The organism is Pseudomonas sp. TS_SC_3 (genome assembly GCF_056156225.1).
Window position 1 is genome coordinate 659,580 of the sequence record NZ_CM149586.1, and the last position, 25,134, is coordinate 684,713.

Annotated in this window: 25 protein-coding genes; 12 read left to right on the forward strand and 13 right to left on the reverse strand. The window is 59.1% G+C overall.

From position 1 onward, the window contains the following. Positions 1–9: 9 nt before the first annotated feature. The 4 genes from AC0J6G_RS03155 to rpoS all read left to right on the forward strand — a co-directional run bounded on the left by AC0J6G_RS03155 (position 10) and on the right by rpoS (position 3,632). Positions 10–645, forward strand: a complete 636-nt coding sequence (locus AC0J6G_RS03155) for a protein-L-isoaspartate(D-aspartate) O-methyltransferase (protein ID WP_475251205.1) — start codon at positions 10–12, stop codon at positions 643–645. Positions 646–669: 24 nt separating this feature from the next. After that, positions 670–1,608: a polyprenyl-phosphate transporter gene (locus AC0J6G_RS03160; RefSeq protein WP_475251207.1), complete on the forward strand. Its 939-nt coding sequence runs from the start codon at positions 670–672 to the stop codon at positions 1,606–1,608. Positions 1,609–1,664: 56 nt separating this feature from the next. Beyond that, complete coding sequence (locus AC0J6G_RS03165; protein ID WP_475251209.1) at positions 1,665–2,519, forward strand: peptidoglycan DD-metalloendopeptidase family protein; 855 nt, start codon at positions 1,665–1,667, stop codon at positions 2,517–2,519. A 102-nt stretch (positions 2,520–2,621) separates the two neighbouring features. Further along, positions 2,622–3,632, forward strand: a complete 1,011-nt coding sequence (rpoS, locus tag AC0J6G_RS03170) for an RNA polymerase sigma factor RpoS (protein ID WP_475251211.1) — start codon at positions 2,622–2,624, stop codon at positions 3,630–3,632. A gap of 492 nt (positions 3,633–4,124) precedes the next feature. Here the strand turns inward: rpoS and fdxA are convergent, their stop codons facing one another. Continuing rightward, entirely contained in the window at positions 4,125–4,448 is a 324-nt protein-coding gene (gene fdxA, locus AC0J6G_RS03175; protein WP_274086771.1) for a ferredoxin FdxA, read from the reverse strand. Positions 4,449–4,586: 138 nt separating this feature from the next. Beyond that, positions 4,587–7,160, reverse strand: a complete 2,574-nt coding sequence (gene mutS, locus AC0J6G_RS03180; RefSeq protein WP_475251214.1) for a DNA mismatch repair protein MutS — start codon at positions 7,158–7,160, stop codon at positions 4,587–4,589. Positions 7,161–7,238: 78 nt separating this feature from the next. On the opposite strand from mutS, the gene AC0J6G_RS03185 reads away from it, so the two are divergent. The 3 genes from AC0J6G_RS03185 to recX all read left to right on the forward strand — a co-directional run bounded on the left by AC0J6G_RS03185 (position 7,239) and on the right by recX (position 9,361). Next, complete coding sequence (locus AC0J6G_RS03185; RefSeq protein WP_475251216.1) at positions 7,239–7,751, forward strand: CinA family protein; 513 nt, start codon at positions 7,239–7,241, stop codon at positions 7,749–7,751. Between the two features lie 90 nt (positions 7,752–7,841). Next, a complete protein-coding gene (recA, locus tag AC0J6G_RS03190) occupies positions 7,842–8,885 on the forward strand; it encodes a recombinase RecA (RefSeq protein WP_475251218.1) in 1,044 nt (347 codons plus the stop codon). An 11-nt stretch (positions 8,886–8,896) separates the two neighbouring features. Next, on the forward strand, positions 8,897–9,361 hold the full coding sequence (gene recX / locus AC0J6G_RS03195; protein WP_475251220.1) for a recombination regulator RecX: 465 nt from the start codon (positions 8,897–8,899) through the stop codon (positions 9,359–9,361). Positions 9,362–9,559: 198 nt separating this feature from the next. Here recX and AC0J6G_RS03200 read toward each other — a convergent pair whose 3' ends face one another. Together AC0J6G_RS03200 and AC0J6G_RS03205 are read right to left on the reverse strand one after the other, a co-directional pair. Next, positions 9,560–10,639, reverse strand: coding sequence for an LOG family protein (locus tag AC0J6G_RS03200; protein WP_475251222.1), 1,080 nt, complete (start codon positions 10,637–10,639; stop codon positions 9,560–9,562). 132 nt (positions 10,640–10,771) lie between these two features. After that, a complete protein-coding gene (locus tag AC0J6G_RS03205) occupies positions 10,772–12,175 on the reverse strand; it encodes an MBL fold metallo-hydrolase RNA specificity domain-containing protein (protein ID WP_475251224.1) in 1,404 nt (467 codons plus the stop codon). A 129-nt stretch (positions 12,176–12,304) separates the two neighbouring features. Between AC0J6G_RS03205 and AC0J6G_RS03210 the strand changes: the two genes are divergently transcribed. Continuing rightward, positions 12,305–14,707: a phosphoketolase family protein gene (locus AC0J6G_RS03210; RefSeq protein ID WP_475251226.1), complete on the forward strand. Its 2,403-nt coding sequence runs from the start codon at positions 12,305–12,307 to the stop codon at positions 14,705–14,707. 61 nt (positions 14,708–14,768) lie between these two features. Here the strand turns inward: AC0J6G_RS03210 and AC0J6G_RS03215 are convergent, their stop codons facing one another. Continuing rightward, on the reverse strand, positions 14,769–15,167 hold the full coding sequence (locus AC0J6G_RS03215; RefSeq protein WP_475251228.1) for a quorum-sensing-regulated virulence factor family protein: 399 nt from the start codon (positions 15,165–15,167) through the stop codon (positions 14,769–14,771). 216 nt (positions 15,168–15,383) lie between these two features. Between AC0J6G_RS03215 and AC0J6G_RS03220 the strand changes: the two genes are divergently transcribed. Continuing rightward, the gene (locus AC0J6G_RS03220; protein ID WP_475251230.1) at positions 15,384–16,094 is read left to right on the forward strand and encodes a tRNA-uridine aminocarboxypropyltransferase; all 711 of its coding nucleotides are present in this window, start codon (positions 15,384–15,386) and stop codon (positions 16,092–16,094) included. 56 nt (positions 16,095–16,150) lie between these two features. Here AC0J6G_RS03220 and AC0J6G_RS03225 read toward each other — a convergent pair whose 3' ends face one another. Then, positions 16,151–17,050, reverse strand: a complete 900-nt coding sequence (locus tag AC0J6G_RS03225; RefSeq protein ID WP_475251232.1) for a DMT family transporter — start codon at positions 17,048–17,050, stop codon at positions 16,151–16,153. Positions 17,051–17,249: 199 nt separating this feature from the next. On the opposite strand from AC0J6G_RS03225, the gene erdR reads away from it, so the two are divergent. Both erdR and AC0J6G_RS03235 read left to right on the forward strand, forming a co-directional pair. Beyond that, complete coding sequence (gene erdR, locus AC0J6G_RS03230) at positions 17,250–17,900, forward strand: response regulator transcription factor ErdR (RefSeq protein WP_475251234.1); 651 nt, start codon at positions 17,250–17,252, stop codon at positions 17,898–17,900. 53 nt (positions 17,901–17,953) lie between these two features. Then, positions 17,954–18,325: a diacylglycerol kinase gene (locus AC0J6G_RS03235; protein WP_475253570.1), complete on the forward strand. Its 372-nt coding sequence runs from the start codon at positions 17,954–17,956 to the stop codon at positions 18,323–18,325. Positions 18,326–18,335: 10 nt separating this feature from the next. Here AC0J6G_RS03235 and AC0J6G_RS03240 read toward each other — a convergent pair whose 3' ends face one another. Then, a complete protein-coding gene (locus AC0J6G_RS03240; protein ID WP_475251236.1) occupies positions 18,336–19,262 on the reverse strand; it encodes a LysR family transcriptional regulator in 927 nt (308 codons plus the stop codon). A 121-nt stretch (positions 19,263–19,383) separates the two neighbouring features. Here AC0J6G_RS03240 and fpr point away from each other — a divergent pair, with 121 nt between their 5' ends. After that, a complete protein-coding gene (gene fpr / locus AC0J6G_RS03245; RefSeq protein WP_475251238.1) occupies positions 19,384–20,163 on the forward strand; it encodes a ferredoxin-NADP reductase in 780 nt (259 codons plus the stop codon). Between the two features lie 52 nt (positions 20,164–20,215). Here the strand turns inward: fpr and AC0J6G_RS03250 are convergent, their stop codons facing one another. The 6 genes from AC0J6G_RS03250 to AC0J6G_RS03275 form a co-directional block, all read right to left on the reverse strand. Then, complete coding sequence (locus tag AC0J6G_RS03250) at positions 20,216–21,559, reverse strand: sensor domain-containing protein (RefSeq protein WP_475251240.1); 1,344 nt, start codon at positions 21,557–21,559, stop codon at positions 20,216–20,218. A 169-nt stretch (positions 21,560–21,728) separates the two neighbouring features. Continuing rightward, the gene (locus tag AC0J6G_RS03255; RefSeq protein WP_475251242.1) at positions 21,729–22,157 is read right to left on the reverse strand and encodes a VOC family protein; all 429 of its coding nucleotides are present in this window, start codon (positions 22,155–22,157) and stop codon (positions 21,729–21,731) included. 109 nt (positions 22,158–22,266) lie between these two features. Continuing rightward, positions 22,267–22,962: a tRNA (N6-threonylcarbamoyladenosine(37)-N6)-methyltransferase TrmO gene (tsaA, locus tag AC0J6G_RS03260; protein WP_475251244.1), complete on the reverse strand. Its 696-nt coding sequence runs from the start codon at positions 22,960–22,962 to the stop codon at positions 22,267–22,269. Positions 22,963–23,001: 39 nt separating this feature from the next. Further along, complete coding sequence (locus AC0J6G_RS03265) at positions 23,002–23,772, reverse strand: SDR family oxidoreductase (protein WP_475251246.1); 771 nt, start codon at positions 23,770–23,772, stop codon at positions 23,002–23,004. Between the two features lie 113 nt (positions 23,773–23,885). After that, positions 23,886–24,350 carry a YehS family protein gene (locus AC0J6G_RS03270; RefSeq protein WP_475251248.1) on the reverse strand — a complete coding sequence of 155 codons (465 nt, stop codon included), beginning with the start codon at positions 24,348–24,350 and terminating at the stop codon, positions 23,886–23,888. A 48-nt stretch (positions 24,351–24,398) separates the two neighbouring features. Next, positions 24,399–25,109, reverse strand: coding sequence for an rRNA pseudouridine synthase (locus AC0J6G_RS03275; protein WP_475251250.1), 711 nt, complete (start codon positions 25,107–25,109; stop codon positions 24,399–24,401). Positions 25,110–25,134: the final 25 nt, after the last annotated feature.

Consider the following 25,134-nt stretch of genomic DNA (forward strand, 5'->3'; position numbering starts at 1 on the left):
GGCATTGGTATGACGTCACAGCGTACCCGCGAGCGCTTGATCCAGCGCTTGTATGAGGAAGGTCTGTCCAATGCTCACGTATTGGAAGCCATTCGCCGCACACCGCGTCATCTGTTTGTTGATGAGGCCCTGGCCCATCGCGCCTATGAAGACACCGCCCTGCCGATTGGCAACAACCAGACTATCTCGCAGCCTTATATGGTTGCGCGGATGAGTGAGTTGCTGCTGGCCGCCGGGCCGCTGGACAAGGTGCTGGAAATCGGCACCGGCTCGGGCTATCAAACCGCGATTCTGGCTCAGTTGGTTGAACGAGTGTTCAGTGTCGAGCGCATCCAGAGCCTGCAGGAAAAAGCCAAGGAGCGCCTGCTTCAGCTCAATCAGCGCAATGTGGTGTTCCGTTGGGGCGACGGCTGGGAAGGCTGGAATGCCCTTGGGCCCTATAACGGCATTATCGTCACTGCTGCTGCCGCCAATGTGCCACAAGCCTTATTGGAGCAATTGGCTCCGGGTGGGCGTCTGGTGATTCCGGTGGGTGCCGGGGACGAACAGGAACTGCTACTGATCATCCGCGAAGACGATGGTTTCTCACGGCATGTGTTGGACGCTGTGCGCTTTGTGCCTTTGCTCAGTGGGCCTCTGGCCTGACTTCGATTGTTTACGGATAAACCCATGAAGAAGTATTTCCTGCTCTACGCCAAAGGCATCGCCATGGGCGCTGCCGACGTAGTGCCTGGCGTTTCAGGCGGTACGGTCGCCTTCATTACCGGTATCTATGACGAGCTGTTGCGCTCAATCGCAAGCGTGCCGGTGGCGTTTGGTTTGTTGCTGCGCGGGCGTATTGCCGATGCTTGGCGCGCGGCCAATGCGACGTTTCTGCTGGTGCTGCTGCTGGGCATCATGACCAGTGTGCTGAGTCTGGCGCGGCTGATTACCTATCTGCTGGATGAGCAGCCGATTCCGGTCTGGTCGTTTTTTTTCGGCTTGATTTTGGTTTCCACCCACTTGGTGGTGCGTGAAGTTCAGCGCTGGAACTGGACGCGGGTGGTCAGCTTGGTGCTGGGGGCGGCATTCGCTTATTGGATTACCGTTGCTTCACCTTTGCAGTTGGGGCATGACCCGCTGAGCCTGTTCCTAGCTGGCGCTATCGCCATTTGCGCGATGATTCTGCCGGGTATTTCTGGCAGCTTTATTCTGGTGTTGCTGGGGTTGTACAGCTTCGTGCTGACCGCGGTAAAGGGCCTGGATATTAGCGTGCTGCTGATTTTTGCCAGCGGTTGCCTGGTTGGGATTGTTTGCTTTGCCGGGATTCTGCGCTGGCTGCTGGCGCGCTGGCGTGACCTGACGCTGGCATTTCTGACCGGCTTGATGATCGGTTCGCTGAACAAAATCTGGCCCTGGAAGGAAACCCTGACCTGGCGTGCCGATAGCCATGGTGAGCAGGTGCCGTTGCTGCAGGCGAACCTTTCGCCGGAGCGCTTCGCTGAGATCAGTGGGCAGGACCCGCAGCTACTGTTGGCCATCGTCCTCGCCATCGCCGGCATCGTATTGGTACTAAGCCTGGAGTGGTTCGCCGGGCGTAATCTGCAAAGCGCTGGTGATAACCCATAATTGCGGCACAATGCCCGCCTGTTAAGTGCAGTTAGTTTTAGCCGAGGTAGATGCAGGTGAGTTTCACAGCCATTCAATTATCGAGTCACGCCAGCAGAGCCCGTGTTCTGCTGAGTGGTCTTGTCCTGGGCGCTTTGCTGAGTGCCTGTGCGAGCCCGCCTTCAGGTGGTGTGAAGGTAGTTGATCGTAATTATGGCGGTGCCAGTCAGGCGCCGCAGCGTCAGCCCGTTCGCAGTGGCCAATATCAAGTCCAGCGTGGCGATACGCTTTATTCCATTGCTTTCCGCTTCGGCTGGGACTGGAAAGCGCTGGCTGCGCGCAATGGTATCGCACCGCCTTACCTGATCCGTGTTGGCCAAGTTATTCGCTTTGACGGGCAGTCAGCTGGCCGTTCGCCTATGGTGGCGACTGCGCCCGTGGTTGTGGCGCCGCCCAGCCGGCCTAGCGCGCCGATTAGCGCCGGCTCCACGCAAAGCAAGCCGCCCGCTCCGGTTAAAGCGACTTCCGGTGTAACCGCGTTGCCGCCAACGCAGCGCTCGGCGTCAGGTTGGCTGTGGCCGTCCAGCGGTACCGTCATCGGGCGTTTCTCCTCAAACGGCAGTTTGAATAAAGGCATTGATATAGCCGGAGAATTGGGACAGCCTGTTTTAGCTGCGTCTGATGGTTCAGTGGTCTACGCCGGGAGTGGTTTACGGGGCTACGGCGAGTTGGTAATCATCAAGCATAGCGACACCTACGTGAGTGCCTATGGTCATAACCGCAGGCTTTTGGTGCAGGAGGGGCAAAAGGTCAAAGCTGGGCAAAGAATTGCCGAAATGGGTTCCACAGGAACTGACCGCGTGAAGCTTCATTTTGAAGTTCGCCGCCAAGGAAAGCCTGTAGATCCTTTGCAATACCTGCCCAAGCGTTGACCTAGAGTCAGCCTGTCTCCGCATGTAGGAGAACGGGCTCGGGTGCAACCAGGGAGTTGGTGCGCAAGAGCTTGCTGTTGAACTCAGCAAGGAATAACAAAAATGGCTCTTAATAAAAATGAAGCGCCGGGGTTTGACGTCGATGATGAAGTACTCCTCATGGAGGCCGTTATTGTTCTCGACGACGAGTCAGACGAAGAAGCGCAGCCACCACTTTCCCGCAGCAAAACCAAAGCATCCACTGCTAGTAGTAAGCAGCATAAATATATCGACTACACCCGCGCGCTAGACGCCACCCAGCTGTACCTCAACGAGATCGGCTTCTCCCCTCTGTTAAGCCCTGAAGAAGAAGTGTTTTTCGCTCGGCTGGCGCAGAAGGGCGATCCTGCCGGTCGCAAACGCATGATTGAAAGCAACTTACGCCTGGTGGTGAAAATCGCTCGGCGTTACGTCAATCGTGGTTTGTCGCTGCTCGATCTGATCGAAGAGGGTAATCTCGGTCTAATCCGTGCTGTCGAAAAGTTTGACCCTGAACGCGGCTTTCGCTTTTCGACCTACGCCACTTGGTGGATTCGCCAGACTATCGAGCGGGCGATCATGAATCAGACCCGTACCATTCGCTTGCCCATCCATGTGGTCAAAGAACTCAACGTTTACCTACGCGCGGCGCGTGAGTTAACCCAGAAGCTTGATCACGAGCCTTCTGCAGAAGAGATTGCCAACCTGCTGGAAAAGCCGGTGGGTGAAGTCAAACGCATGCTTGGTTTAAACGAACGTGTGTCGTCGGTGGACGTGTCACTCGGCCAGGATTCAGACAAAACCCTACTTGATACCCTCACTGATGAGCGCCCGACTGATCCCTGTGAGCTGCTCCAGGATGAGGACTTGTCCCAAAGTATCGACCAGTGGCTGTCGGACCTGACGGATAAGCAGCGCGAGGTGGTAATTCGCCGCTTTGGCTTACGTGGTCATGAAAGCTGCACGCTGGAGGAGGTTGGCCAGGAAATCGGCCTGACCCGTGAGCGCGTTCGGCAGATTCAGGTCGAAGCGCTTAAGCGCTTGCGTGAAATTCTGGAAAAGAACGGCCTGTCGAGTGATTCGTTGTTTCAGTAGGCCCTGTGCAGCAACACTAAACCCGGCTTATGCCGGGTTTTTTACGCCGGCTATTCATGGTCAGCGCTGTCGTACGGAGTTAGAAGCGGGGGCTTTTGATTTTTTTTGTGAGAGCGCGTGTAAGCCATTGCTTACAGAGTGCGTAAGTGATCGGCGTTTGGTGTGATCAGTCAAAGGTCTTTATTTTTACTAAGTTATTGATCTATATAAATAAATATAAAATTTTATGCATGCAAGGGGCGACGTTAATGGCATTTCCAGCGCTTGTCAGTGAGGCGTAAGTCGTTAGTATTACACCTGTGCTGACGGACAAGCACAGGTTGCTAGGACGGCAATCAGGACATCGCAGGACGCGATTCATCAGGACGATGAAGCGGGAAATACAGGGACTAGGGATAAAAAAGTGGGCGGTTTATACCGCCCCTTTTTTTGCCTGCAGAAAAGTAAAAACCCGCGCAAGGCGGGTTTTTGTGCAATCAGGTGAGCGGAATACTAGCGCTCCAGATATTGCAGTTTGTCCTTCACACCGTCCCACTCTTCAGCGTCTGGCAAAGACTCTTTCTTCTCGGTGATGTTTGGCCAGATCTCAGCAAGGTCAGCGTTAAGTTCGATGTACTCCTGCTGATCCTCCGGCACTTCATCCTCAGAGAAGATGGCTTGCGCAGGGCACTCAGGCTCACAAAGTGCGCAGTCGATGCACTCATCCGGGTGAATCACCAGGAAGTTCGGGCCTTCGTAGAAGCAGTCCACCGGGCAAACTTCTACGCAGTCGGTGTATTTGCATTTGACGCAGTTGTCGGTAACGACGAAGGTCATGTCTGATTCTCTCCTCGGGCGCCAGCCTGCCCTGTTCTGTGCGGGCTTTAGCAGGCTAGACGTATGGGCCACGGCTCAGGCTTTAAGTCGGGCAGTCATAAAAATGCGCGCGATTCTAACAGTTTGCGCGCAATAGCGTTAGAAGCGTGTCTTCCATGCATATAACAGTTCCAGCGCTTTGCGCGGAGTTAGATCATCCGGGTTGATCTTACGTAATTCCTCCTGCAGAGGGTGCGGCAGGCTGGCGAACATATCGCTTTGCATGGGCACAGCCGCTTGGCCCGGTGGCGTAGCTGGCAACTCATGGGGCAGGCTGGTGGTCTCCAGGCGCGCCAAGTGCTCGCGGGCACGAAGGATCACCTCGTTTGGCACGCCTGCCAGTTGCGCCACAGCCAGGCCATAGCTTTGGCTGGCAGGGCCAGGCAACACGTGATGGAGGAATACGATGCGCTCATTGTGTTCGGTGGCATTCAAATGCACGTTGGCCACGATCGGCTGGCTTTCCGGCAGCACGGTCAGCTCGAAGTAATGCGTGGCGAACAGCGTGTAGGCGCGCAGCTTGGCCAGTTGTTCGGCCGCGGCCCAGGCCAGCGACAGGCCGTCGAAGGTGCTGGTGCCGCGGCCCACTTCATCCATCAGCACCAGGCTGCGTTCGCTGGCGTTGTGCAGGATGTTGGCGGTTTCACTCATCTCCACCATAAAGGTCGAGCGGCCGCCGGCCAGGTCATCGCTGGAGCCAATACGGGTAAAAATACGGTCGACCAGCGACAGCTCGCAGCGTTTCGCCGGGACGAAGCTGCCGATGTGTGCAAGCAGCACAATCAGCGCGGTCTGGCGCATGTATGTGGATTTACCACCCATGTTTGGCCCGGTGATGATCAGCATGCGCGTGTCATCGTCCAGGCTCAGGTCGTTGGCCACAAACGGTGTGGTCAATACCTGCTCAACCACCGGGTGGCGTCCCTGTTCGATGCGCATGCACGGCTCATCGACAAAGCGCGGGCAGTTGAGATCGAGATTCAGGGCGCGCTCGGCCAGGTTGCTTAATACATCCAGTTCGGCCAGTGCCGCGGCGCTGTCCTGTAGCGGGCCGAGGTGGCTGATCAGCCGTTCGAGCAGCTCGTCATAGAGCATCTTCTCGCGGGCCAGGGCGCGGCTCTTGGCTGACAGGGCTTTGTCTTCGAACTCCTTGAGTTCGGGGGTGATAAAGCGCTCGGCACCTTTGAGCGTTTGCCGTCGGATATAGTCGGCCGGTGCCGACTCGGCCTGCTTGCTGGGCAGCTCGATAAAGTAGCCGTGCACGCGGTTGTAACCGACCTTGAGATTAGCCAGACCGGTGCGGGCTTTCTCACGGGTCTCCAGGTCCATCAGGTACTGACCGGCGTTTTCGCTGAGTGATTGGAGTTCGTCGAGTTCGCTGTCATAGCCGGTTTTCAGCACGCCGCCATCACGGATCACCGCAGGTGGGTTGTCGATAATCGCCCGGGCCAGCAGTTCGGCCAGCTCCGGGTAGGTGCTGACGTTCACCGCCAGATTGGCAATATGCGGCGCTTCCAGATGGGCCATGGCCATTTGCAAGTCAGGCAGTGCGGCCAGGGCGTCGCGCAGGCGCGCCAGGTCACGTGGGCGCGCGTTGCGCAGGCCAATTCGCGCCAGAATGCGCTCCAGATCGCCAATTTCCTTGAGTTGCGGCTGCAGGGTCTCGAAGCGATAACGCTCCAGTAAACACGTGATCGACTCCTGGCGCGCTTCGAGCACGGCCTGATCGCGCAGCGGGCGGTTCAGCCAGCGGCTGAGCAAGCGACTACCCATCGCGGTTTGGCAGCGATCAACCACCGATTGCAGGGTGTTATCACGGCCGCCGGCGAGGTTGATGTCCAGCTCCAGATTGCGCCGGCTGGCGCCATCGAGGATCACCGTGCCGTCCAGACGCTCATGGCGCAGGCTGCGCAGGTGCGGCAGGGCCGTGCGCTGGGTTTCTTTGGCGTAGGCCAACAGGCAACCGGCCGCGCCGATGGCCAGGGTTAGGTTTTCACAGCCAAAGCCTTTGAGGTCCTGCGTAGCGAATTGCTGGCACAGACTTTTGTGTGCGCTATCGCGTTCGAAGTCCCACGGCGCGCGCCGTTTTGCCCCTCGGCGCTTCTCTGCAGGTAAGCCCAGTGGCCAGTCGTCCGGAATCAGCAGCTCAACCGGATTCAGGCGCTCGAGTTCAGCCAGCAGGTTCTCCCAGCCTTTAATCTCCAAGACGCTGAAACGACCGCTGGTGATATCCAGCACGGATAAACCAAACAGGCGCTCATCGCCCAGCACCGCAGCCAACAAGTTGTCGCGTCGCTCATCAAGGAGCGCCTCGTCACTGATGGTGCCAGGGGTGATGATGCGTACCACCTGGCGTTCCACTGGGCCCTTGCTGGTGGCTGGGTCGCCGACTTGCTCGCAGATCACCACGGACTCGCCCAGTTTGACCAGCTTGGCCAGATAACCTTCTAGCGAGTGGTAGGGTATCCCGCACATGGGAATCGCCTGACCTGCTGATTGGCCGCGCGCGGTAAGGGTGATGTCCAGCAGCTTGGCCGCTTTTTTCGCGTCCTCGTAGAAGATCTCGTAAAAGTCGCCCATGCGGTAAAACATCAGCTCGTCAGGGTGCTGATTTTTTAGCCGCCAATACTGCTGCATCATCGGCGTGTGAGAACTGAGGTCGCTTTGGCTCATCGTTTTAACTGTCCGGCTGAATCGCAAAAGCGCTTAGTGTACGGTATCGGCCTGGCTGGCTTTAACCCCGGAGTGCAGATGACTAGCAATGATCACGCCTTGACGCTACTGGCTGCTGAACTGGGTGTGCAGTTGATAAACGCCAAGGCTCAGGTCACAACCGCAGAATCCTGCACCGGCGGCGGTATCGCTGAAGCCATTACCCGAATCCCTGGCAGCTCAGCCTGGTTTGAGGCCGGCTTCGTGACTTACTCCAACAAGCAGAAGAGTCGGCAACTCGATGTCCCGGCAGGGCTGTTTGATACCGTTGGCGCCGTGAGTCAGGACGTGGTTGAGGCCATGGTGCGGGGTGCGCAGGCCGCTAGCGGAGCGCGTTATGCCGTGGCAGTCAGTGGTGTAGCGGGACCTGATGGCGGTTCCGCGCAGAAGCCGGTGGGCACGGTGTGGTTGGCGTGGGGGAACGGTGAGCAGTTGCACAGCGTGCGTCGTCAGTTTTCTGGTGATCGCAGTGAGGTTCGTCGACAAACGGTCGAGGCCGCGCTGGCTGGGCTGTTGCGGCTGCTGGAGCAAGAAAATCCAAACGCGGGGTAGGCGGGCGACTTGCCCTGTGGAATAATACTGTCTACTTATACAGTTGTTGGTGGCCGCTAGCAGGCCCTTCTTGATTACGTGAGGACTCAAATGGACGAGAATAAGAAGCGCGCTTTGGCGGCTGCCCTAGGCCAGATTGAAAAGCAATTCGGCAAAGGTGCGGTGATGCGTATGGGCGACCAAGATCGCCAGGCGATTCCGGCCATTTCTACCGGCTCGCTCGGGTTGGATATCGCGCTGGGCATTGGCGGTTTGCCGAAAGGCCGAATTGTTGAAATTTACGGCCCTGAGTCCTCCGGTAAAACCACCCTGACGTTGTCGGTTATCGCTGAAGCCCAAAAGATGGGGGCCACCTGCGCTTTCGTCGATGCTGAGCATGCGCTTGACCCTGAATACGCCGGTAAGCTCGGTGTCAACGTCGATGACCTGCTGGTGTCGCAGCCGGATACCGGTGAGCAAGCCCTGGAAATCACTGACATGTTGGTGCGCTCCAATGCCGTTGACGTGATCGTGATCGATTCCGTAGCGGCGCTGGTGCCGAAAGCCGAAATTGAAGGCGAAATGGGCGACATGCACGTGGGTCTGCAGGCTCGCTTGATGAGCCAGGCGCTGCGCAAAATCACTGGCAACATTAAGAACGCCAACTGCTTGGTGATCTTCATCAACCAGATCCGTATGAAAATCGGCGTGATGTTCGGCTCCCCGGAAACCACTACAGGTGGTAACGCACTGAAGTTCTACGCCTCGGTACGTTTGGACATTCGCCGTACAGGTGCGGTGAAAGAAGGCGACGAAGTAGTGGGCAGTGAAACCCGCGTCAAAGTGGTGAAGAACAAGGTGGCGCCGCCTTTCCGTCAGGCAGAATTCCAGATTCTCTATGGCAAGGGCATCTACCGTAACGGCGAGATCATTGATCTGGGCGTGCAGCTTGGTTTGCTGGAAAAATCCGGCGCCTGGTACAGCTACCAGGGCAGCAAGATCGGTCAAGGTAAGGCCAACTCGGCTAAGTACCTGGAAGACAACCCGGAAATTGCACGCACCGTTGAAGGGCTGATCCGTGAAAAGCTGCTGGTGGCTGCTCCTGTCGCCAAGGCCGGTGCCACGGCTGATGACCTGGCTGACGCCGACGTCTGATTGGCCTGCCTATGTCCATTGCTCTGGATAACCCCGTCGCGGTGCGGCGGGCAGCCATGGATTTGCTGGCCCGGCGCGAACATGGCCGGGTCGAGCTGACGCGCAAGCTGCGTAGCCGTGGCGCAACCGATGACTTAATCGAAGCCGCACTTGATCGCCTCGCCGAAGAAGGTTTGCTGTCTGAAGCACGTTATCTGGAGGCCTTTGTCAGCTACCGTGCACGCGCAGGCTATGGCCCGTTGCGCATTCGTGAAGAGCTAACCCAGCGCGGCCTTGCGCGTGGCGATGTTGAGCAGGCGTTGCGTGATAGCGGCATCGATTGGCGTGAACACCTGCAGGAAACCTGGCAACGCAAGTTTGCCGGTGAGCTGCCCCGCGATGCCCGCGAACGCGCTCAGCAGGGGCGCTTTCTTAGCTATCGGGGTTATCCGCCTGAGCTGATCGGGCGCTTGCTGCGCGGTGCGTTGGACGATTAAACCGAAGCTAGTTATTCGCCGACCAGTTGTATCCGTCCCCTCCGTTCTCCCCGTTACCTACTCCCACACGCCGATACTGCAGCAGTACTGGAAGCCGATGCTTCCCATACTGAAATGCGTGTGGCTGATCTTTTCTTGTTGACCAGCTGAGCCACGATTACCGATAGCCCGCAAGCAGGCTATCGGTTGGGCGATACATCAGCCGTTTTCCGCCCAGTTGTGCGACTGATTGACCAGATCCAGCAATTCACGCAAACGGCCGTGGCTGCGGCCGTTAAAGGCGAAAGCCAAGCGCGTCATATGGCACAGCTCCGGTTCGTCCTGCTCGGAGTCACAACGTGCTTGTTGCTGGAAGTCGCCGTGCGTACATAAGTCGCGGAATTCATCGTTGAGTTGCTGCATGGCCGCTTCGTTTAACGGGTGGTTGAGGCGGATAACGAAGCGCTCCTTGAGCCAGCGGCTGGAGTGGAAGTTGCGGTAGAACTGGGCGATCTCCTCGGCGGCCTCTTCGGCGCTATGCACCAGCCGCACCAAGTGCATGTCGCTGGGCAGGATGTATCCGTTTTCCTGCAGTTGTTCACGGATAAACGTCAGGGCGCTGGTCCAAAAGGTGCCGCCCGGTTGATCGAGTAATACCACGGGCACCAGTGGGCTTTTGCCGGTCTGGATCAGGGTCAGCACTTCCAGCGCTTCATCGAGGGTGCCGAAGCCTCCTGGGCAGAGCACCAGGCCATCGGCTTCTTTGACGAAGAACAGCTTGCGTAGAAAAAAGAAGTGGAACGACAGCAAGTTATTGCTGCCCTGCACCGTGGCATTAGCGCTCTGTTCAAAGGGCAGGGTGATGTTAAAGCCCAAGCTGTTTTCCAGACCTGCACCTTCGTGGGCCGCCGCCATGATGCCGCCGCCCGCGCCGGTTATAACCATCAAGTTGTGCTTGGCCAAGGTCACGCCGAGTTCACGGGCCAGGCTGTAAATCGGGTGGTTCGCTGGGGTGCGTGCTGAGCCGAACACGGTTACTTTGCGCCGCCGTTTGAACTGCTCAAGCGCACTGAAGGCATGCTCCATTTCGCGCAGGGTTTGCAGCATGATCTTAGCATCCCAGCGATTGCGATCCGCCTGCGCCATGCGCACCACCGTGTTGAGCATGGCTTGGTAGAGCTTGATATTGGGGCTGTTGGGTGGGGCTGCCAGGTTACTCAGTTCTTCCACTTTACTGTTCAGGTCGACGCTGCTGATCTGAAAATGGCGGGACAGGTAATCGTCCGATTCATAGGGCATACAACTCCTCCTTCTGGTTGCCGGCCGAGCAGCCTATCACCACGCCGGCCTTGGCCTGAGTATGCCTGCAGGCCGCCGGTTTGGGCCAAGCATGCCCTCGCGTGGTAACCGACGACTCATGCCAGGGCTGCATCAGAGGGCGATTTGCTCACCGGGTTCTGGGATGTTGGCGATCCAGTTAAGGCGCTCGCGTAAGGCCAGTTGCAGCGCGTGCATCTTCTCCAGCTCGCCATGCACCAAGTAAAGCTCGGGATGGTGTTCGAAGTGGCTGACCCAGTCGAGCAGCTGCGACTGCCCTGCATGCGCGGAGAAGCCACCGAGGGTGTGCACCTTGGCTTTTACCGCGATGCGCTGGTGGAGCACTTTGACGCTTTCGGCGCCGTCGACAATGTTGCGTCCCAGCGTGCCCTTGGCCTGGAACCCAGGAAAGATCAGGTGGCAGTCTTCGCGCCAGAGGTTGTGTTTGAAGTGATGGACGATGCGCCCGCCGGTACACATGCCGCTGCCGGCGATGATGATCGCGCCGCTCTTGATTCGGTTGATTGCCATCGACTCTTCCGGGCTGGGCGTGCAGCGCAGGATCGGTAGCCAGTCTTCGATGCGTTTGTTGCCGCGCGCCTGGAAGGCCGCGCGGTCTTCGGGTGAAAACTGGTCCTGGAAGCGCGAGTAGATGGCGTTAGCGCGAATCGCCATGGGGCTGTCGAGAAACACCGCCTGCTGCGGCAACCGCCCTTCGTGATAAAAGCGCCCAAGGTAGTAGATCAGGTCCTGGGTGCGGCCAACGGCGAAGGAGGGGATCAGTACGTTGCCGCCGTCGCGATGGGCCTGCTGCAGAATATCCGCCAGCTCCTCCAGGGTGTCCTCGCTGCAACGGTGATCACGGTCGCCGTAGGTTGACTCCAGCAGTACCACATCGGCATTGCTCAGCGTGCTGGGGTCTTGCATCAACGGCGAGCAGGTATTGCCCAGATCGCCAGAGAACACCAAGCGTCGGGTCAGGTGATGGTCCTGCACTTCGAGTTCGACAATCGCCGAGCCCAGGATATGACCGGCATCGTGAAAGGTGACCTGTACGCCCTTGGCCACTTCGTGGCTTTCGCCATACAGCAGCGGCCGGCGTTGGCTCAGTGCCTGCTCGGCATCAGCCGTGGTGTACAGCGGGCTGATGGGTGGCTCGCCGCGGCGTGCGCGCCATTTATTTTCCCATTCGGCGTCTTTTTCCTGGAGAAAAGCGGCGTCGAGCAGCATCAGCTCCATCAGTTCACAGGTCGCATCGGTGGCGAAGATCGGCCCGCGATAGCCGGCTGCCGTGAGCTTGGGCAGCAGGCCGGTGTGGTCAATGTGCGCGTGGGAGATCACCACTGCGTCCAGGCTGTGCGGGTCAAAGGCAAACGGCGCGCGGTTGCCGTCTTCCTCTTCGCGGCGGCCTTGGCGCATGCCGCAGTCGAGCAATACCCGTGCGCCGTCGCGACTTTCGATCAGGTAACAGGAGCCGGTGACTTGTTGAATTGCGCCGAGGAAGTTGAGCAGGGCCATGGCTAATCCTTGAACAAGTTGAATGGGTGGGGCTTAAGGCTGTCGTATCAGGCAACCGGGGGTTTTGATGCAGGTCAGCATCCGCCTGTATCCCTCGCTCTAAGCTGATTAAAACGATCGGAGCGGCATATGACCCAGCTATTTCCCAGCGCCAGCGAGTTGGCCGAGCACGCGCGCCTTGAACCGACTTTTGCCACCTGGCAGCGCGGTTATGGCCCTTTGCAGCATAGCCCGCAGACTTGCGCTGCGGTCTACCGTATGGCCCATCAGTTGGTGCAGGCCGGCGTACAGGCGGATCTGCCGAGTGTCTACCGGCACTTTCACTCGCTGGATCGGCTGACGGCCGCAGGGCTGTGGTTGGTGGTGCACATGACCTATGCCCAACGTGTGCGCCTTGATGGGGTGGCGCTCGCGGCAGAGGATTTCAAAGCGTCGCCGGAAGGGCACACCGGCGGCGCGCTGAACATGGTGCCGGCCTATGCCGGCTACCTGGCGCTGAATAACCTGACTGGGGAAACCCGTGGCTGGTTGATGGGTCAGGGCCACTGCGTGGCCGCCATCGAAGCGCTCAACCTGCTGACAGCCAATCAGCACCCCGAACAGGCTGAGTGCTACCCCTGTGACGAGGCGGGAATGAGCCAGCTGGTAGCGGACTTCTACAGCTATGTGCAGAACGCTGCCGGCCAGGTCAGCGCGCCGCTGGGCAGTCATGTCAATCCGCATACGGCTGGCGGGATTGCCGAAGGCGGTTATCTGGGCTTTGCCGAGCTGCAATATGCCCACCTGCCGTTACCCGGCGAGAAGCTGGTGGCGTTTCTCTCCGATGGCGCGGCCGAGGAGCAACGCGGCAGTGACTGGATGCCGCGCTGGTGGCGCGCCGAAGATTGCGGCGTGGCGTTACCGTTGATGATTGCCAACGGTCGGCGCATCGAACAGCGTACCGAGTTGGCCACGCCCGCGGGCCTGGATAACTTCCGCGAGCACCTACGTCACTGCGGCTTTGACCCCGTAAGTTTCGACGGCCGCGACCCGGCGGCTTTTGTTTGTGCGCTGTGGGACATGGAGCAGCGCATGGGCCGCCGCGTGCAGGAACTGCAGGGTGGTGTGCTGAACTATCCGCTGCCGATGCCCTACGGTATTGCCGAAACGCTCAAGGGCTTCGGCTTCTATGGCGCTGGCAGTAATGCGGCGCATAACCTGCCATTGCCGGCCAACCCGCATACCGATGAGGCCGCCCGCGAGCTGTTCAACCAACATGCGGCGCAGCTCTGGGTCGCCCCGGATGAGCTGAGCACCGCCTGCGCGCTGTTTGCGGACCGGGGCGCGCGTGCACTGGAGCGCGATAACCCGTTAGCGCTGCGCCATCCCGCGCTGCCAAAACTGCCTGAGCTGCAGTATCAAGACAGCGCTTGCTCGCCGATGCTGGCGTTGGACCGTTTCTTTGTTGACCTAGTGCAAGCCAATCCGCAGCTGCGTCCGCGCGTCGGTAACCCCGATGAGCTGGCCAGCAATCGCTTGGGCGGTGTGCTCAAGGCGCTCAAACACCGGGTGACTGCGCCGGAGAGCGAGTTGGAAGCGATTGATGGTGCCATCATCACCGCGCTCAACGAAGAGGCGGTGGTGTCCGCCTGCCTGGCCAATCAGGGCGGTCTGAATCTGGTGGCGAGCTATGAAGCCTTCTGCGTGAAGATGCTCGGCGCGGTGCGCCAACGCATCATCTTTGCCCGCCAGCAGAAGGAGGCGGGGCGGCCTGCAGGCTGGCTTGGCTGGCCGCTGGTGGCGACATCACACACCTGGGAAAACGGCAAGAATCAGCAGTCGCACCAAGACACCACTTTTTGTGAAGCGTTGCTCGGTGAAATGAGCGACATGGTGCGGGTGCTGTTTCCTGCCGATCACAACTCGGTATTGGCGCTGCTGCCGGGCATCTACCAGGCGCGCGGCCAGCTCGCTTGCATGGTGATTGCCAAGCGCGAGCAGCCCTGCGTATTTAAGCGCGAACAGGCCGAGCAGCTGGCGCAGGAGGGTGCCCTTGTGCTGGCCGAACAGCCCGGTGCGCAGCCTGTGCTGCTGATTGCCACCGGCAGCTATCAGTTGGCGCACATGCAACGTGCGGCCCGTCGCTTGAGCGAGGCAGGATGCGCCTGGCGTTTGGTCTATCTGCAGGAGCCGGGACGCTTTCGCGCACCGCGCGACCCGTGGGAAGAGGCCGGTATTGCCAGCACCGAGCAGGTTGAGCGGCTATTCCCTGCGGCATACACGCGCCGTGTGCTGTTGACGCACATGCGGGCGGAAGTGGCGCGCGGTCATTTGTGGCCGCTGCTGGGGGATGCTCAGCAATCACGCGTGCTAGGTTACCGCAACCGCGGTGGCACCTTGGATGAGGCCGGTATGTTGTTCGCTAATCAGGCGACCTGGGCGCACGTGCTGGAGGCCGTTGCCCTGTTGCTGGATAAGCCGCTGGACGAGCTGCTCAGTGCTGAAGAGCACGCCGCTGTGCAAGGCCGGGGAGACCCGCGCAGCCTGCGTTAACGGCGGGCTGTTCTGCTGTGTTGGCGCTGATTAGCAGCGCCAACACAGCAGCGATTAGGCGTTACAGGCCGCAATCGGCTTTGCTGAAACGCTCGGTAGCCACTGGGCGATTACTTTTGTATTCGCTGAACTGATAGCGCAACACGGCATTGCGCATCAGTAGCTGGCGATAACCGCCATTGCGGCACACGCTATTGGCCAGCTGCGCGCGAACCACGTCCGGGTTGCCGCGCATTTTTGCCGCATGCTCGCTGCGCACGCTGAGGTGGTTGATCAGCTCGTTGCCTTCGACGGTATAGCCTTGATCCAGAATGTCTTCATTGATTGCCCGTGGCGTGCCCACGCTGCTTTCACGTGCGACTTTTTCCAGGGTTTTGCTCAGTTCGAAGTCTTTCAGGGTCGCGGCATGGGCAAATAAGGGCAGGCTCAAGGCCAGGGTCAGGCTGGTCAAACGCAGCATGGAGTTCTCCAAAGTCGATTCGCTCCTCTGACCGGCAGTGCCGGGTAGAGGTTCAGTGCGCTCTATATTACCTGTCCGCCTCCACTTGCGCAGTGGCCACGCATAGCTGCCTAAGACGCATGGTCGAATAAGCCGTGGCCGGCTTTGTTAAACTGCCTCGCTTGTCGACTCAGGATCACCTATGCCGTTCTTTCTCTTTTGTCAGGTGAATACTTGATGAGCCACGCTGTCGCACGTTTGCGGGCAGCGCGGATTGCCCGCAGCGCCAAACCTTTTCTTGCCCGCGGCAGCCGCTCGGTGCGCTGCGATGATTGCCGCTTGGTGATGAGCCACTGTCTGTGCGCCTGGCGCCCACGTATTGCCGCAACCTCAGCGGTGTGTCTGCTGATGCATGATGTCGAGGCGCTCAAGCCGAGTAATACCGGTTGGTTGATTGCTGATGTGCTGGCCGATACCTCAGCGTTTGGCTGGTCGCGGGTGGAAGTGGATGCCGGGCTACCGGCGTTGCTCCGCAATCCGCAGTGGCAACCGTATCTGGTGTTTCCGGGTGAGTATGCGGCTGCCGAACGGGTGGTCAGTGAGGTGCAGCCGGCACCAGGCAAACGGCCGTTATTTGTGCTGCTGGATGCCACCTGGAGCGAGGCACGCAAGATGTTTCGCAAGAGCCCTTATCTCGACAGCTTGCCGGTACTCAGCCTGCAGGCCGAGCAGTTGTCACGCTACAAACTGCGCCGCTCCAAGCGCGACGACCATTTCTGCACCGCTGAAGTCGCCGCCCTGTGCTTGGAACTGGCCGGCGATCAGCGTGCAGCCGATGGCTTGAATGCCTACCTGGATGTTTTCAGTCAGCACTACCTGGCCGCCAAGGCGCCGCGCACGGTACCGCTGGATGATCCGCTGCATGCGCGTTTGCGCGAGTTTCTCTAGCCCTACGCTGAGCACATGCAGGGGTGCGAGCCTGGGTTAAGAGCCCGCTCGCAGGTTTAAACGGCCTGAGGGGCGACCAGTTTTTTCGGCCACAGCTGCGCCAGCAGCATGCCGGCAAACATCAGCGCACAGCCGAAATAGCCGCGTAACTCTAGCGACTCACCCAACAGCCAGGCGCCCGCAATGGCGGCGAATACCGCCTCCAGTGAGAGGATGATCGCGGCGTGGGAGGCGATGGCGTCTTTTTGCGCCACCACTTGCAGGGTAAAACCGATGGCCACGCCCACGACGCCGCCGTAAAGAATCGCCGGTGCGGCCGCGATGATCGCTTGCAGTTGGATTTCCTCAAAGATCACTGCCAGCACTAGGCTGATCACTGCGCAGGTGATGAACTGCACCAGGGCCAGGCGCAGCGGGTCATGCCGGCCGGCAAAGAACCCGACTAGCAGCACATGCACGCCCCAGACAAAGGCGCCGGCCAGTTGCAGCCAGTCGCCGGAGGCCACGTGAAAACCTTCGCCCACACTGAGCAAGAACATGCCGACCACCGCCAGGCTAGCGCCCAGCCAGATGCCCAGGCCTGTTTTGTGGCCTATAAACAGGCCCAGCAGCGGCACGATAATCACGTACAAGCCGGTGATAAAACCGGAGTTGGTCACGCTGGTGAACAGCAGACCGATCTGTTGCAGGTTAATACCCAAGGCCAGCGCCAGGCCCATCAACACACCACCGCGCAGCAACTGGCGGTTCAACGGCACCACTGCCGCACTGCTGGTGCGGCCCTCAAGCAGGCGCAGCACGGGCAGTAAAATCAGCGCGGCAAGGCCGAAGCGCAAGCCGCTATAAAGAAGTGGCCCGATGGAGTCCATCCCCAAGCGTTGGGCGACAAACGAAGAGCCCCAGATCATGGCGGTCAGCAGCATCAACAGGTCGGCGCGTAGGGCGTGGCTTCGCATTTCAGGCTCTCGTCGGCAAAGCTGCGAACTGTGCCGTAAAGCGTCATGCTTGACCACCCCGTCAACGCTCGGCATGCTTGTGCGCCTTTCTGCGTGGTTAGGTTCAGTTGCGCGGCGATCTTGCGCCCCACATGCACTGCCTACCTTGCCTGGCCACTGCCCGCTGGCGGGTTTTCACATAACAAAAATAGGATTCACCATGGCCGCATTTGAAATCCTCATTGCTGATGATCACCCTTTGTTTCGCAGTGCCTTGCAGCAGGCCTTGACCATGGGCTTGGGGCCGGACGCGCGGCTGGTTGAGGCGGCCAGCATTGCCGAGCTGGAAGGCTACCTGGCTGAGAAAACGGACTGGGATTTGGTGCTGCTCGACCTCAACATGCCCGGGGCTTATGGTTTTTCCGGCCTGGTGCTGCTGCGTGGGCAATACCCGCATATTCCGGTGGTGATGATTTCTGCCCAGGAAGACCCCGCCATCGTCGCGCGCTCGCGTGAGTTTGGCGCCAGTGGCTTTATCCCCAAATCCAGCCCGTTGGAAACCATTCAGCAGGCGGTGCGTTTGGTGCTCGACGGTGAAGTCTGGTGGCCACAACAGAGCCAGGAAGCAATTGCCTTGTCGGCCGAGGCCAAAGCCGCCAGTGCCGGTTTGGCTAGCCTGACGCCACAGCAGTTCCGGGTGTTGACCATGGTCTGCGACGGCTTGCTGAATAAGCAGATTGCCTACGAGCTGACCGTCTCCGAAGCCACGGTAAAAGCCCATGTCACGGCGATTTTCCGCAAACTGGGGGTGCGCACGCGTACGCAGGCGGCCTTGCTGTTGCAGCAGTTGGAATCCATTCCTTCTAACTGAAGTGCTTTTCTCTAAGGCTTGGCGTAGCCTGCCGGGCTTTCTTGTATATGGTCGTGATGATGTCGCCATTCAAAGGTCAAACCGGCCTTAAACGTATCTTTAATGCCACGGGTTATTCGCTGGCCGGTCTACGCGCAGCGTTTACCGGCGAAGCCGCCTTTCGCCAGCTGGTGATGATCAACCTGTTGCTCGTGCCCTTGGCGTTCTACCTGGATGTCAGCCGCGTTGAACGCGCAATGATGGTCGCGGTGTGTCTGCTGGCGCTCATTGTTGAGTTGCTCAACTCAGCCGTGGAAGCGGCCATTGACCGTATCTCCCTGGAGTTGCACCCCCTGTCGAAAAACGCCAAAGACATGGGCAGCGCCGCGCAATTTATCGCCCTCAGTCTGATTGGCCTGGTGTGGGCAATTATTCTGCTCGGTTAATCCGCCGTTTTCAGGCAATAGACGGCAGAATGATCTGATCGCTGCGCGTCACACCGGCGGTCAATGCACGGCACAGCTCGATAAATTCACGCATGGCGGCGGTCTGGTACTTCTGCTTGTGCCAGATAAAGTAGAACTGCCGGCGCAGATCCAGCTCTGGCGTTTCCACCGCCACCAGGCTGCCACGGCGAAACGCATCGCGCAGCGCCAGACGGGAAATGCAGCCAATTCCCAGGCCCGACTCCACCGCTCGTTTGATTGCCTCGGTGTGTTCCAGCTCCAGGCGGATATTCAGGCTGGCGCGCTGGTGGCGCATGGCTTGGTCGAAGGTCAGACGCGTGCCGGAGCCTTGCTCACGTAAAATCCACGCTTCGTGCGTCAGCTCTTGCAGGCTCGCCTCACGGCGTTGGGCCAGGGCATGCTGCGGCGCGCAGAACACCACCAGTTCGTCTTCAACCCAGGGTTGCACCTCGATATCCGGGTGCTGGCAATCGCCTTCAATCATGCCCATGTCTAACTCGTAGTGAGCGATCTGCTGCACCACGTAAGCGGTGTTGTGCACCTGCAGTTTGACCCTGCATTCAGGGTGGCGCTGCATGAAATTACCGATCAGCAAGGTGGCCAGGTAATTGCCGACGGTCAGGGTGGCGCCGACATTCAGCGAGCCGAAGCCGCTCTTGCCGCCCAGCAGGCGTTCAATTTCTTTGGCCTGGTCGAGCAAGGCAACCGCTTGCGGCAGCAGTTGCAAGCCGAGGGCGTTCAGGCTCAGGCGTTTGCCGGCACGGTCAAACAGCTGGCAGTCGGATTGGCGCTCCAGTTCGCTGATGGAGGTGCTGGTCGCTGATTGTGACAGGGCCAAGGAGTGAGCCGCGCGGGACACGCTTTCTTGTTGGGCCACGGCGACGAAGACTTGCAGTTGTCTGAGGGTAAATCGCATATCTATATAACCGATAACCTATATCTTGATAATCAAGTTAACAGATATTGCGCCGCTCATTACAATGCCGTGCAATTGCGCCCAACCGCGCTGACGACATTACTTCTGCGGAGCCCCGAGCATGAGCAACCTTAACGCCGAGCGCATTCTGAGCGTGCACCATTGGAACGACACGTTGTTCAGCTTCAAGTGCACCCGTGACCCGGGTTTGCGTTTCGAAAATGGCCAGTTCGTGATGATCGGCCTGCAGCAGGACAGCGGGCGTCCGTTGATGCGCGCCTACTCGATCGCCAGCCCGAACTGGGAAGAGCATCTGGAGTTTTTCAGCATCAAGGTGCCGGACGGCCCGTTGACCTCGCAGCTGCAGCACCTCAAGGAAGGCGACGAGATCATTATCAGCAAGAAGCCCACCGGCACCCTGGTGCTGGATGACCTCAAGCCCGGTAAGCACCTGTATTTGCTCAGCACGGGTACGGGCCTGGCACCGTTTATGAGCGTGATTCAGGACCCGGAGACCTACGAGCGTTTTGAGAAGGTGATTCTGGTTCACGGCGTGCGCTATGTGAACGAAGTGGCTTACCGCGAGTTCATCACCGAGCACCTGCCGCAGAATGAGTTTTTTGGTGATGCGCTGAAAAACAAGTTGATCTACTACCCCACAGTAACCCGCGAGCCCTTCGAGAATCAGGGCCGCCTGACTGATTTGATGCGCAGCGGCAAGCTGTTTCAAGACATCGGCCTGCCACCGATTAACCCGCAAGACGACCGCGCAATGATCTGCGGCAGCCCGAGCATGCTCGACGAAACCAGTGAAGTGCTCAACGAGTTTGGCTTGCAGGTCTCGCCGCGGATGCGCGAACCGGGTGATTACCTGATTGAGCGCGCCTTCGTCGAGAAGTAAGCAGCGCCGTGATGATCGAAAACCCGCCCATTGGCGGGTTTTTTATGCGCGTTTATTCAAGTTCAAGGGCGCTATGCGAGCGGTTGCCACCGCTCTGCTTGGCCAGGTACATGGCGTTGTCAGCATGCTGGAGCAATTGCTGCTCATCTCGGGCGTGCAGAGGGTAGAGGGCAATGCCGATACTCGGCTGAATGATTTGGCGCTGTTCACGCAGTTCGAAGGGTTGGTTAAGGCTCTGGCGGATCTTCTCGGCGACGCCTTTGGCGTGCTCGGCCGACTGAAAGTCCTCCAGCAGCACGACGAATTCATCGCCGGCAAAGCGGGCCACGGTGTCGACTTCACGCAGGCATTGGCGAATGCGCTGGGCGACGCCTTGGAGCAGCAGGTCGCCCGCGCTGTGGCCAAGGGTGTCGTTGACCTGCTTGAACTTGTCCAGGTCAAGAAACAGCAAGGCCACCAGCGACTGTTCACGGCGGGCGCGAGCCAGAGCGGTCTGTAAGCGGTCGCGCAGTAGCTCGCGATTGGGCAACTGAGTGAGCGAGTCGTACTGGGCCATAAACTGGAGGCGGCTGAGCATCTGCTGGCGCTCGATGGCGGTTGCCACCTGGGTGGAAACGAACTGCAGCAGCTCGTGCTCGTCTTCGTTGTAGCCCATGCCGAGTGCGGTATTGCGCACGATCAGGGCGCCCATTACGCCTTTATGCGATTGCAGCGGCACGCCTAGCCAGCAATGCGTCAGTGAGTGGCCTGCGGGCTCTTGGGTGGCGGATGTGCGTGACAGGGTTTGGCCGCTGTGTATCACTTCAGTGCTGAGCGTGGCGACATGTGGGTGGGCGCAATCGGTTTGCTGCGCATCAGGCTGAGCAGGGTAGGGGAATGTCAGAGCATCCCGCTGTTCATCGTAGAGTGTGACGAAGAAGTTAATCGCCGGTAACAGCTCATCAATGATCAAGTGCACTTGCTGAAACAGTGCCAGCAAGTTTTTTGTTGAGTGTGCGACCTCCGCGATGCCATACAGCGCTGCCTGGATGGCCTCGCTGCGCTTACGGGCAGTGATGTCATGGGCGACCGCAATGCGGACCTGATCATTATCTGACCAGCGTGCTGACCAGAGGATGTGCACTGTTCGCCCATCTTTATGCAGGTAGCGGTTCTCGAAGTGCGGTTTGTTTACCCCCGCCATGATTTCTGCGGCGGCCTGTAGGGTTTTTGCTCGGTCTGCGGGGTGCACCATTTCGATCATGCGCTTGCCGATCATCTCATCCGCGCTGTAGCCAAAAATACGTTGGCAGGCCGCGCTGACAAAAACGAAGTGCCCGCTTTTGTCGACAACACAGATGGCGTCGAGGAGCAGGTCTACGAGGTTTTCGCTGGGTACGTAGCGGCTGAGTTTCATTGGTTCACTGTGCGTTTGTGCAGGGTGGCCAGGTGGCGCAAGTTGAATGCTGGCTATTTGGCAGCACGCGCTGCCCCACCACGATACCCGCAAGGCGCTAAACAGTGAACGCTTGTTTACCTGTAACAGCACCGCCGCGTATGGGTGAACGCTGCGGTGCTCCAGCCATTTAGGCGTTGTTTAGCTCAGCAACAGGATTAAAACGTTGCCCGGAAACGGCAGGGTGGTAGATCGGCTGGACCTTGTTGCCGGCAGGGTCGAGCAGGTGAAAGCTGTACGCCCCATCGCCATGGGCGAAAGGTTGGTCGAGCAGGGTCACGCCCTGCGCGCTGAGGTATTGGTGCCAGGCGTGCAGCTCTTCAATGCTGTCGACGATAAAACCATAGTGATCCACGGCCTGCTCACCACTGCTGGGCACAACCGCGCGGCCCAAGGACAAATTGTCATTGCCACACGTCAGGTAGACCAGGTCTTCGTTGGCGCGGTGCAGCACCTGCATGCCAAGAATATCCACGTAAAAGCGTTCACAGGCTTCCAGATTGCTAACCAGTAGAGCGAGGTGACGTAAGCCGTTGAGGCGACCGGGGCGTGCGAGCATGGGGTGATCCTTGTTTTGTATACATTTATCTTATAAATATAAGACAAAATAAGGCGCTGTGTCTGGCGGGTTCAGTACGCGTGCAGATTCCCTGCCCAGGCTGGCGGTGTCAGCCGGTCAGCAACACATCCAGCACGCAGATGGTGCCGGGCTGCGGGTAGTGCCAGTGCACATCGACATCCCAGAAGCGCACCCCGTAGCGGCGCTCAGGGCTGGGCTGCTGGTAGGCCGGGCGCGGGTCCTGAGCCAGGCACTGCTCGATCAGCTCAAGCAATGGCTCGTTCAAGCGCTGTGCGTGGTGAGTGGCCTGAACGCGCGCGTGCGCTTGCCACGTGACCTTGATCTGCGCCGGCGCGCTGTCAGCAATAAGGTTGTAGGCACCCGGCACGCTATCGGCGTAGGGCACGTAAGGTTTGATATCCAGCACCGGGGTGCCGTCGAGCAAGTCAATGCCGGAGAGCCAGAGTTTGCCTGGCTCGACTTTATCCAGCTTGACCACCGACTGGCCGATGCCATTGGGCCGGTGCGTGGCGCGGGTGCTGAATACGCCGACCGATTGATTGCCGCCCAGGCGCGGCGGACGCACTTTCAAGCGCGGCTTGTCTTCCAGCGTTTGGTGAAACAGAAACAGCAGCCAGACATGGCTGACCCGCTCCAACCCCTGCACCGCATCGCCGTTATCGAACGGCGCGAGCAGCTCCAATACACCACGGGCGGCCGGTGCCAATTGCGGCTGACGGGGGATGGCGAATTTCTCCTTGAAACAGGAGCGGACAAAGCCGATGGGGGATACGGAGTAGGGCATGGCGGCGTGATCGAGTGAAAACGCCGCCATAGTACCTGACTAGAGGTGAAAACCGCCGTCGATAGGGATGATCGCGCCGGTCATGTAAGCCCCGGCGGTGCTGGCCAGGCTGATCGCCAGGGCGGCCATTTCCGCTTCACGGCCCCAACGCTGCATGGGGATCAGCGCGGTGTCTTCGGCCATGGCAGCTTCGTCGGTGGCGATATGCTGGGTCATCTTGCTCGGGAAGCGCCCCGGCGCGATTACGTTGACGTTGATATGTTGGCCAACCAGTTCACGGGCGAGCATGCGCGACAGCTGATGCAGCGCCGCCTTGCTCGGGCCATAGGCGTAGGCGTTTTCACCGTGGGAGGTGATGCCGGCCACCGAGCCGATGTTGATCACCCGCGCCGGGTTCGCCGCGCTGCCGGCTTTGCGCAGCAGCGGCAGCAGCTGCTGGATGCAGTTGAATACCGAGGTCACGTTGAGCTGCATGACTTTTTCCCAGCCCTTGGCTGGGTAGCTTTCCAGCGGCGCGCCCCAGGTGGTGCCGGCGTTATTGACCAGAATATCCAGGTGGTCGATTGTGCTAGCCAGTTGCTCAGCCAAGACGTGCACGCCTTCCTCGCTAGCCAGGTTAGCCGCGATACCGTGGCAGGTGCCAAAGGCTGAGAGCTCGGCAGCGGTTTGTGCGCAGGCCTCGCCATCACGGGCGCAGACATATACCGTGGCGCCCGCTTCAACAAAGGCTTTGGCAATCATCTTGCCAATACCACGGGTGCCGCCGGTCACCAGGGCGGTGCGACCTTGCAGGGAAAAGTAGGGGTGCATGGCAAATCCTCAGGGGGATGGATGCCATTAGCCTAATCGTGTGCCTGCCAGGCGGCAGGCACTATTGCCCTTGGAAATACACGGCCATGCAGGGCGCATGGTGCAGGCGAGGCTTATTCGCCGCGTACTCGCAGGGTCAGGCCCTTGAGGAAGTTACGCAGGAATTGATCACCACAGGTGCGGTAGTTGCTGTGGCCGAACTTGCGGAACAAGGCGCTCATCTCCGGTTTGGAAACCGGGCAGTCGACGCTGTTCATGATCGCGTGCATGTCGTCCTCTTTCAGCTCGAAGGCCACACGCAGTTTCTTCAGTACCATGTTATTGGTGACGGGCACTTCTATCGGCAGGGCAGGGCGGCTGTCGTCTTTACCGCGCTTGAAGTACACCAAGCCGTCAAGAAAATGCGCCATCAGCTCGTCATCGCAAGGTACGAAACCTTCTTCGTCTTCCTTCTTCAACAACGGGATCAGTTCGTCGACGGTGATTTTTTTACCGCTCAGCTGGATGATCTCGGCCAACTGCGCGTCGCTGATGTTGAGGGTGTAGCGCAGGCTGCGCAGTACGTCGTTATTAAGCATGGTGCGGTCCTGAAAAGGGCTGATGCACAAAGCGCATCAGCTAAAAAATTAGAAGCGTTCTTTGCCAGCCAGGTAGCGCCATTGCCCGGGCATTACTTTGCCCATCGACACGCCGCCGATACGGATGCGCTTCATGCCCAGCACCTTGAGGTCGACGCTGTTGCACATAAACACGATCTGCCCAGGCAGGGGGTTCTTGAGGGCGAAGCGCAGGCGGGTTTCGTTCTGCCAGCTGACTTTGCACGGAGGCAAGGCCACGCCATTGAAGGTCAGGCCGTGAGCCAAGCGTTTGAGCTGGCTATTGCTTAAGGTACCGATGACCTCAACCACATATTCCTGCTCAAGCTTGTTCAGGTCTTCTTTAAGCTTGCGCTCGATGCGCCAGTCCTGGGTCAGCACATGCAGGCCGTCGGCGCCGGTTTGCAGCGGTGCGCAGCTAATCAGGCGGGCGAAGTGGCTTTTCAATGGGCGAATGCCGCAGGCGTCATCCGCCCGGTGAGTGGCTGCGCTGATGCTCTCGATTGCACGATCGGGGTAGTGTCCGGCAGGCACATGCAGCAGCAGCGTTACTGGTTCGACGGGCGTCAATACGGCATCTGCCAGCAGTTCGACGCGCTGTTCGCCGACTTTGAACTGCGGCTCTTCGACAACCACACCATCCACTGTTACCCAACCGCCCTCGATATACAGCTCGGCCTCACGGCGCGAACAGCCAACCACTTCGATCAGGCGTTTGGACAGGCGAACAGGCTCGGTCATAAAAAGCAGTCATCAATAAACAAAG

Excerpts from the sequence above, each read along its gene's own strand:
- AC0J6G_RS03155 (WP_475251205.1), top strand. The coding sequence starts at position 10 with ATGACGTCACAGCGTACCCGCGAGCGCTTGATCCAGCGCTTGTATGAG.
- AC0J6G_RS03160 (WP_475251207.1), top strand. The coding sequence starts at position 670 with ATGAAGAAGTATTTCCTGCTCTACGCCAAAGGCATCGCCATGGGCGCT.
- rpoS (WP_475251211.1), top strand. The coding sequence starts at position 2,622 with ATGGCTCTTAATAAAAATGAAGCGCCGGGGTTTGACGTCGATGATGAA.
- fdxA (WP_274086771.1), bottom strand. The coding sequence starts at position 4,448 with ATGACCTTCGTCGTTACCGACAACTGCGTCAAATGCAAATACACCGAC.
- mutS (WP_475251214.1), bottom strand. The coding sequence starts at position 7,160 with ATGAGCCAAAGCGACCTCAGTTCTCACACGCCGATGATGCAGCAGTAT.
- AC0J6G_RS03185 (WP_475251216.1), top strand. The coding sequence starts at position 7,239 with ATGACTAGCAATGATCACGCCTTGACGCTACTGGCTGCTGAACTGGGT.
- recA (WP_475251218.1), top strand. The coding sequence starts at position 7,842 with ATGGACGAGAATAAGAAGCGCGCTTTGGCGGCTGCCCTAGGCCAGATT.
- recX (WP_475251220.1), top strand. The coding sequence starts at position 8,897 with ATGTCCATTGCTCTGGATAACCCCGTCGCGGTGCGGCGGGCAGCCATG.
- AC0J6G_RS03200 (WP_475251222.1), bottom strand. The coding sequence starts at position 10,639 with ATGCCCTATGAATCGGACGATTACCTGTCCCGCCATTTTCAGATCAGC.
- AC0J6G_RS03205 (WP_475251224.1), bottom strand. The coding sequence starts at position 12,175 with ATGGCCCTGCTCAACTTCCTCGGCGCAATTCAACAAGTCACCGGCTCC.
- AC0J6G_RS03210 (WP_475251226.1), top strand. The coding sequence starts at position 12,305 with ATGACCCAGCTATTTCCCAGCGCCAGCGAGTTGGCCGAGCACGCGCGC.
- AC0J6G_RS03215 (WP_475251228.1), bottom strand. The coding sequence starts at position 15,167 with ATGCTGCGTTTGACCAGCCTGACCCTGGCCTTGAGCCTGCCCTTATTT.
- AC0J6G_RS03220 (WP_475251230.1), top strand. The coding sequence starts at position 15,384 with ATGAGCCACGCTGTCGCACGTTTGCGGGCAGCGCGGATTGCCCGCAGC.
- AC0J6G_RS03225 (WP_475251232.1), bottom strand. The coding sequence starts at position 17,050 with ATGCGAAGCCACGCCCTACGCGCCGACCTGTTGATGCTGCTGACCGCC.
- erdR (WP_475251234.1), top strand. The coding sequence starts at position 17,250 with ATGGCCGCATTTGAAATCCTCATTGCTGATGATCACCCTTTGTTTCGC.
- AC0J6G_RS03240 (WP_475251236.1), bottom strand. The coding sequence starts at position 19,262 with ATGCGATTTACCCTCAGACAACTGCAAGTCTTCGTCGCCGTGGCCCAA.
- fpr (WP_475251238.1), top strand. The coding sequence starts at position 19,384 with ATGAGCAACCTTAACGCCGAGCGCATTCTGAGCGTGCACCATTGGAAC.
- AC0J6G_RS03250 (WP_475251240.1), bottom strand. The coding sequence starts at position 21,559 with ATGAAACTCAGCCGCTACGTACCCAGCGAAAACCTCGTAGACCTGCTC.
- AC0J6G_RS03255 (WP_475251242.1), bottom strand. The coding sequence starts at position 22,157 with ATGCTCGCACGCCCCGGTCGCCTCAACGGCTTACGTCACCTCGCTCTA.
- tsaA (WP_475251244.1), bottom strand. The coding sequence starts at position 22,962 with ATGCCCTACTCCGTATCCCCCATCGGCTTTGTCCGCTCCTGTTTCAAG.
- AC0J6G_RS03265 (WP_475251246.1), bottom strand. The coding sequence starts at position 23,772 with ATGCACCCCTACTTTTCCCTGCAAGGTCGCACCGCCCTGGTGACCGGC.
- AC0J6G_RS03270 (WP_475251248.1), bottom strand. The coding sequence starts at position 24,350 with ATGCTTAATAACGACGTACTGCGCAGCCTGCGCTACACCCTCAACATC.
- AC0J6G_RS03275 (WP_475251250.1), bottom strand. The coding sequence starts at position 25,109 with ATGACCGAGCCTGTTCGCCTGTCCAAACGCCTGATCGAAGTGGTTGGC.